6 protein-coding genes are annotated in these 7,053 nt (G+C 44.7%); 1 reads left to right on the top strand and 5 read right to left on the bottom strand.

Annotation, left to right across the window (positions count from 1 at the left end):
- Positions 1-574 precede the first annotated feature (574 nt).
- Positions 575-1,723: an iron-containing alcohol dehydrogenase gene (locus tag IW644_RS18325; protein ID WP_269918810.1), complete on the top strand. Its 1,149-nt coding sequence runs from the start codon at positions 575-577 to the stop codon at positions 1,721-1,723.
- Here IW644_RS18325 and IW644_RS18320 read toward each other — a convergent pair.
- The 5 genes from IW644_RS18320 to IW644_RS18300 form a co-directional block, all read right to left on the bottom strand.
- Positions 1,720-2,487, bottom strand: coding sequence for a 3-keto-disaccharide hydrolase (locus IW644_RS18320; protein ID WP_269918809.1), 768 nt, complete (start codon positions 2,485-2,487; stop codon positions 1,720-1,722). The two genes, IW644_RS18325 and IW644_RS18320, sit on opposite strands and share 4 nt — an antisense overlap.
- A gap of 88 nt (positions 2,488-2,575) precedes the next feature.
- Entirely contained in the window at positions 2,576-3,193 is a 618-nt protein-coding gene (locus tag IW644_RS18315; protein WP_269918808.1) for a gluconate 2-dehydrogenase subunit 3 family protein, read from the bottom strand.
- On the bottom strand, positions 3,193-4,878 hold the full coding sequence (locus IW644_RS18310) for a GMC oxidoreductase (RefSeq protein ID WP_269918807.1): 1,686 nt from the start codon (positions 4,876-4,878) through the stop codon (positions 3,193-3,195). Before IW644_RS18310 ends, IW644_RS18315 begins: the two co-directional genes overlap by 1 nt.
- A 44-nt stretch (positions 4,879-4,922) precedes the next feature.
- Positions 4,923-5,840 carry a hydroxypyruvate isomerase family protein gene (locus IW644_RS18305; protein ID WP_269918811.1) on the bottom strand — a complete coding sequence of 306 codons (918 nt, stop codon included), beginning with the start codon at positions 5,838-5,840 and terminating at the stop codon, positions 4,923-4,925.
- Positions 5,833-7,050, bottom strand: coding sequence for a nucleoside permease (locus IW644_RS18300; protein ID WP_269918806.1), 1,218 nt, complete (start codon positions 7,048-7,050; stop codon positions 5,833-5,835). The genes IW644_RS18305 and IW644_RS18300 overlap by 8 nt, the downstream gene beginning before the upstream one ends.
- Positions 7,051-7,053: the final 3 nt, after the last annotated feature.

Below are 7,053 nucleotides of genomic sequence, written 5' to 3'. Positions count from 1 at the left end.
ATGTGTTAGGCCTGCCGCCAGCGTTCAATCTGAGCCATGATCAAACTCTTCAATTAAATATATCGAAATATGAATCGTCGTTGTGACACTCTTAACGAGTGCCCACACAGATTGTCTTGTCTAAATTGTTAAAGAACGTTGCGACTTCGTCGCAATTCACCAGAAGCCGTTGCTTCTTAGTGACTCACCCTGTTTGAGTGAGGTGCGCATTATACGCTGGAAGTTTTCGTTGTCAACACTTTTTGAAAATTTATTTTCTGAAGCGCCTCTTCCAAACTCCCGTCTTTACTGGCCTATATAGGTAGTAGAGACTTACTTCAGGAGGGTTGCCGTTTTGCTTTTCCCCCGAAGCGGATGCGCATTTTAGGGAAATGAGCGCTCACGTCAACACTTATTTCAAAAAAAACCTTATTTTTCGATCGTTTGCACAAACAACACACAAAACGTTTATTAAAACCACGAATTCAACTCACTTTTAACCATCTATAAGATTAGTTAAGTGGTATCCGCTGTGTTGTACTATAAATTAAATAACTCGTAGCTATTAAAAAAACGCCCTTACCAGGAGCACTCTATGAAGGTTTCGGAATTCAAGACCGCGGGGAAACTCATTACTGGACTAGGTGCTATTAAAGCCCTTGCTGATGAAATGAAGCGTTTAGGCATAAATAACTGCGCTGTGATAACTGATAAAGGCGTATCTTCTTCAGGGCTTCTCGACCAAATACTCACGCTCATTTCTTCTAAACCTTTACTTATTATTGATGACATACCTCCTGAGCCTGAAGTAGATGTTATAGAAAGGAAGTTGGGCTTGCTTCGGGAAAAACAGATAGACGGAATAATAGCGCTGGGCGGAGGCAGTGCTATTGATAGCGCGAAAGTACTTGCCTCTACTTATGACTATACCGGATCTCTTGTAGAACTCTTCGGTGAAAATACGCTTACACAAAGAAACCTCCCCCTTATTGTTATCCCCACTACCGCAGGTACAGGTTCCGAAGTTACCAACATTGCTATATTGTCTGACCCTAAGGCGCAAATGAAAAAAGGCATTGTTAGCCACTGCTTACTACCCGATGTAGCAATTGTCGCACCTGAAATGACAAAAACGTGCCCTGCGTCCATTACAGCAGCTAGTGGAATAGACGCGTTCGTTCACGCCCTTGAAGCCTATATCAGTGTTAATGCTAGCCCCATTACCGACGCGCTTGCAGAGAAGGCGCTTAAGCTTATCTTTAGTTCATTAGTACACGCTTATAATAATGGTGAGAACCTGTCGGCTCGTGAAGACATGGCCACCGGCAGTTTAATGGCAGGTCTTGCGTTTGGAAATGCCGGCGTGGGCGCAGTACATGCACTGGCTTATCCCTTGGGCGGGCGCTTTCATTTATCACACGGCATGAGTAACGCTGTAATGCTTCCTCACGTTTTGAAAGTTAATGCGCCTTTCTGCCAAGACAAACTTTATTGCGTAGCCAAGCTTCTGAAGGTATGTGAGCGCCACCATTCAAAAGAAGAAGCAGTTAAGCTGCTATTAGGTGCTATAGAAAAGCTGTGTAGGGATGTAGACATACCCGCTTCACTCACCCATTTTAATATTTCGCCAACTTGTGTGGGGGAGCTAGCAGAAGAAGCGAGTAAAGTAACTCGCCTTCTTCGCAATAATCCCAAGCAATTAAGTATTGAAGAGATTGAAGATATATATCGGCTTGCGTTTTAAAGCGGTCTTACCCACATATTTTTAAAGCTTACTAAGTTACCGTGATCTTGCAATTGAAGTGGGGCACATCCGTGCGCTTTATATTTAGGTGCACCTATCCATTCTGTGGTTCCTTGGATCTCGGTATGGTTTTGAACTACTACGCCATTATGTATAACGGTAACATAGCCCTTTGTTACTAAGTCTTCACCCTTAAAGGTAGGAGCTTTATAGATAATGTCATAAGTTTGCCACTCACCAGGGGCCTTCATAGCATTAACTAACGGGATAGTTTGCTTATATACACTTGCAGCCTGACCATTGGGATAGGTCTTATTCTGATATGAGTCTAATACCTGAATCTCGTATCTTTGTTGAAGGAAGATACCGCTGTTATTACGCTGCTGTCCTTCCATACCGGCTTCTGGCTGGGGCGCTTTCCACTCTACGTGCAGTTGTACGTCACAAAACGCTTCGTTCGTTTTAATATCGCCCGTGCCCGGTTTTACGGTAAGTACACCATCTTGAAGCGTCCATTTAGCCTTACCTTCTTTTACCGAACTCCAATTTGATAAGTCATTGCCAATTAAAATGGTGGCATCAGAAGGCACGCCCGCCTTATCAAAAGAAACAACTTCCGGAACCGGCTCCCAAACTTCTGTTTTGGCTGCCTGCTTTTCACGAGTTAGACGTGACTCGCTTTTCTCCGTATCTGCTTCTGTTGTAGCGCACGCGGTAAGCGGCATAAGTAGCACCACTGTAGAGGCAAGAAGAGTCTTATTCATTGTGTTAGTACCTTTTCTAATCTGTTTCATCACTATGTAGCAATTGGCTTTCTTGTTTTGCTTTATTCACTAAGCTTTTGTATCAGGCTTACGTGGCCCACGCTTTGTCGCCCTTCTTATAAGGAAATGCTCCATCGTAACGCCCAGGAATAGCTACATATCGAAGTACTTTGGTAGCACCAACTTGTGACGTGAAAAAGCAATAAAGTGTCAGTTGCTTTAATAAGGTGAAGTAGTGAGGGGTTGGCTCATCGGTACCAGGCTCCCACTGACTTGGCTTGCCTGTTTCAACGCCTTGATAAACGCCGTTAGAAAGGTTCGCCGCTTTTGCTTCCACATCCAAATCATTAAAGAAGGTTTCTCGCTCTTGCTTGGTAAGCTGGATAAATGGCTTATTGAAGCGACTTTGACTTAATGAAGATATTTTTTTTATGCCATCGACAAACGTCTTTTGAAGTAAGGGTGTGTAGCAATCGGTTACCAGCACAGCCATTGTTGCACCAACGTTTGCAGCTTTTGCTCCAGGCGTATCTGTTTGGGGGATGATTACCTCCCCCATCTCATTGAGTAGAGCCACGTCTTTTTCATTAAATAATGTGTCACTTAGCGGTACCGCAGGAATATCTTTGTATGCAAACACATTTCCTGCAAATAACGCCGTACCCGTGGCTGTCGCAATAAGTTTAAGTAGTTCTCTGCGTTCCATTAAAGATTTCCTCGCTTTAACTCTTCCACGGCAAACTCAGCAGCTCTTGCCGTTAGCGCCATATAGGTTAGCGACGGGTTAACACAACTGCCTGATGTCATGGCTGCACCATCTGTAACAAATACGTTAGGTGCGTCCCATACTTGGTTATGCGCATTTAACACGGACGTTTTTGGATCTCTGCCCATACGCGCCGTACCCATTTCGTGAATACCCATGCCAGGTGCATAGTCGGCATCCCAACCTTGAACATTCTTAAGCCCAGCTGCTTCGAACATATCAACGGCGTCTTGCTGCATATCTTTACGCATCTTGAGTTCGTTTTCTTTGATCTCAACGTCCATGGCAAGTACTGGCAAGCCCCACTTATCGGTGACTTTTTTGTTCAGGTACACTTTATTTTCGTGGTACGGAAGAATTTCACCGAAAGCTGTCATCCCGATTGTCCAAGGACCAGGCTCGGTTATCGCATCTTTTAGCCCTGCTCCTATACCAAGCTCGGCAATGTCTTTGCGCCAGCCTGAACGACTTGCGCTGCCCTGATAGCCGAATCCACGTAGATAGTCACGCTTATCACCATCCCAATTTCTAAACCTTGGTACATAGAAACCGCTTGGTCTGCGTCCATAAGTATATTTATCTTCAAAACCTTCTACTTCTGCCGATGCTCCTACTCTAAAATGGTGGTCCATAACGTTGTGGCCTAGCTCGCCACTACTGCTTCCTAATCCACCGTCCCACACATCTGTGGCAGAATTCATTAGTACCCACGCCGAGTTCAAAGCTGACGCATTAACAAAAACGATTTTACTTTTGAATACATAGGTCTCGTTGGTTTCTGCATCGATAATTTCAACGCCAGTTGCGCGCTTTTTGTCTTTGTCGAACAAGATCTCTTTTACAATCGAGAAAGGACGAAGGGTTAAGTTACCTGTTTTAACAGCAGCCGGAAGCGTAGATGCTTGTGTACTAAAGTAGCCACCAAACGGACACCCCAACCAACACTTATTGCGGTACTGACAATGAACACGCCCTTCTTCAGGTTTGCTTTGTGTCATGTTAGATGTTCGACCGTGTACTAAATGGCGCGAGCCTTCGTAAGCTTTTTTAACCCGTGCAGCGACACTTTCTTCTACAATATTCATTGGCATCGGCGGCTGGTAAATACCATCAGGCAACACGTCTAAACCATCTCGGTTGCCGCTGATACCTGCGAATTTTTCTACATAGTCATACCAGGGTGCTAAGTCTTCGTAGCGAATAGGCCAGTCAACCGCTATACCTTCTTTAGCATTGGCTTCAAAATCTTCTTTGTTTAAACGGTAGCTTTGGCGCCCCCATAACAGTGAGCGCCCGCCGACATGGTAGCCCCTGTACCAGTCAAAGCGCTTGTCTTCGGTATAAGGATTTGCTTTTTCGTTTGCCCACATACCGTAGGTTTTTTCGTTTAATGGGTAGTCGCGCTTGAGCACAGGATAATCTACTTTCATCGCCTGTGTAGGTAAGTCGCGATGTGGATAATCCCAATCTTCTTTATGCGCATTCTTGTAGTCTTTTATATGTTTAATATTTTGACCACGCTCAAGCATAAGCACTTTTAAGCCTTTCTCTGTAAGCTCTTTAGCTGCCCAACCGCCACTGATACCAGATCCAATCACTATTGCATCGTATTCGTTACTCGCCATAACACGTCCTTAAAACTTCATTCGTCGCTGTGCCTGTTCGCACGTTATACATCGCAGATTTGAATCGCCTGGTTTAGCGACTCGATTCTGCTGGCTTTGCTTTTCGGTGTGGGTATAAACTCTTGTGCTAGATAGCCTTTGAATCCGGTCTGAACAATGGCTTTAGCAATGGCTTCATAATTAAGTTCTTGTGAAGCGTCTATTTCGTGACGTCCAGGAACGCCGGCCGTGTGATAATGACCAAAGTACTGATGGTTATCGCGAATAGTTCGGATGATATCGCCCTCATTAATTTGCATGTGGTAGATATCGTAAAGTAGTGAGAAGTGCTCAGAACCAAGACGTTTGCAAAGTTCTATGCCCCATGCAGAGTTGTCGGCCATGTAATCAGGGTGATCGACTTTACTGTTGAATAGCTCCATGAAGATCACTACATTGCGCTTTTTAGCGTGAGGCAAAATTCGCTCTAATCCTTTAACGGCATTTTCAAGGCCGTCTTCCTTCGACATGCCTCTGGCATTACCGCTAAAACAAATAAGGTTGGTGTAACCTGCATCGGCGACTAAATCTATGTGCTTTAAATAGCGCGCTTCTAGTTCATCGTGTAACTCAGCATGAATAAAGCCATCTTCAAGGCTAATTTCAGCGCCATTACACATAGAAGAGTCGATGCCATATTGCTTTAGTACAGGCCAATCTTCAGGGCCAACCAAATCAATTGCTCCAAACCCTAATTGCTTAACAGTTTTGCACAACTCTTCAATGCTTAAATCGCCGTAAGTCCATCGACTTACCGAGTGATTCACATTGCCTTTAAGCGGTGTATTCATGGCATTGCTACCTTTACGTGCTGTGGTTGAATCGGCTGCCGCTAAACCAGAGGCGGTTAATCCTACTCCAGCTATTCCTACCCCAGTCATTGCCATGTTTTGAAGTAACTTTCTGCGGGCATTGTTATGCATCGGCATTAACCTTCTCCTTTCTAAATAGAATGGTAAAGAGTACTAACACCACCGCGGCAAACGCTGCTGGGAATAACCAAACCTGCTGCCAACTATGGGCACCTGTTTCCAACGTATAGGTATCGGTAATTGCGCCTGCTACAGCAAACCCCACCAGCATACCTACGCCGTATGTTGCTAGGGTAATTAGCCCTTGCGCGGCACTTTTTACATGTTCTCCCGCTTTCGCATTGGTATAGATTTGCCCTGATACAAAGAAGAAGTCGTAACAAATGCCGTGCAGTGCAATACCGATAATAAGCATGAACAAACTTTCGTCTGCGTTCCCAAATGCGAACAGCGCATAGCGAATTACCCATGCAGCCATACCAATTACTAAGGTGGCTTTAATGCCAAAGCGATTCAAAAATACCGGTAGAGCCAACATAAACAGTACTTCAGATACTTGGCCCAACGTCATTTTTCCCGTGGCGTTTTCAACGCCTATTTCGGTAAGAAAAGGGTTCGCATTCTGGTAGTAAAAGGCCAGCGGAATACAAATGAGTACCGAAGAGAGAAAGAACACAAAGAAGTTCTTATCTTTGAGCAGTGCCAACGCATCTAAGCCTAGAATATCCCGTATGGTTACGGCTTTGCCGCTAGATTGAGGAGGCGTGTTAGGTAGCGTAAAACTGAACACACCTAAAATTAATGAGGCAATGCTACATAATAAGAAGGTGTTTTTGAGCATACCATCGGCAATAGATTGGGCAGAATCCCATGAGAATACATAGCTAATCATAAGACCTGCCACAATCCAGCCGATAGTGCCCCACACACGAACTTTTCCGAACTCTTTCGACGGGTCGACCATTTGCCCGAATGACACCGAATTGACTAATGCCAGCGTAGGCATATAGGCAATCATGTACGCCAACACATAAGGGTAGAAGCTGACAAAATCATTCGCTTGGTACATACAATACATAAGTACGGCGCCAACGAGGTGTAAGAAACCGAGGATCTTTTCTGCATTAAAGAATCGGTCGGCAATAAGCCCAACAATGAAGGGGGCAATAATGGCGCCCCAACTTTGGGTTGAGAAAGCCATACCGATTTGCCCGCCATTAGCAGCCAAGGTATTCGACAAATACGTACCTAATGTTACAAACCAGCCTCCCCAAATGAAGAACTGAAGGAACATCATCAAACTCAGGCGTAGGGTTATCATAGT

The sequence above is a fragment of the Alteromonas sp. PRIM-21 genome (assembly GCF_027563165.1).
GTDB lineage: Bacteria > Pseudomonadota > Gammaproteobacteria > Enterobacterales > Alteromonadaceae > Alteromonas > Alteromonas macleodii_A.
Note: the sequence above shows the minus strand (reverse complement) of the source record. Positions and strands in the feature narration are given on the sequence as shown.

What these genes read in the sequence shown, in the direction of transcription:
- IW644_RS18325 (WP_269918810.1), top strand. Translation starts at nt 575, where the DNA reads ATGAAGGTTTCGGAATTCAAGACCGCGGGGAAACTCATTACTGGACTA.
- IW644_RS18320 (WP_269918809.1), bottom strand. Translation starts at nt 2,487, where the DNA reads ATGAATAAGACTCTTCTTGCCTCTACAGTGGTGCTACTTATGCCGCTT.
- IW644_RS18315 (WP_269918808.1), bottom strand. Translation starts at nt 3,193, where the DNA reads ATGGAACGCAGAGAACTACTTAAACTTATTGCGACAGCCACGGGTACG.
- IW644_RS18310 (WP_269918807.1), bottom strand. Translation starts at nt 4,878, where the DNA reads ATGGCGAGTAACGAATACGATGCAATAGTGATTGGATCTGGTATCAGT.
- IW644_RS18305 (WP_269918811.1), bottom strand. Translation starts at nt 5,840, where the DNA reads ATGCATAACAATGCCCGCAGAAAGTTACTTCAAAACATGGCAATGACT.
- IW644_RS18300 (WP_269918806.1), bottom strand. Translation starts at nt 7,050, where the DNA reads ATGATAACCCTACGCCTGAGTTTGATGATGTTCCTTCAGTTCTTCATT.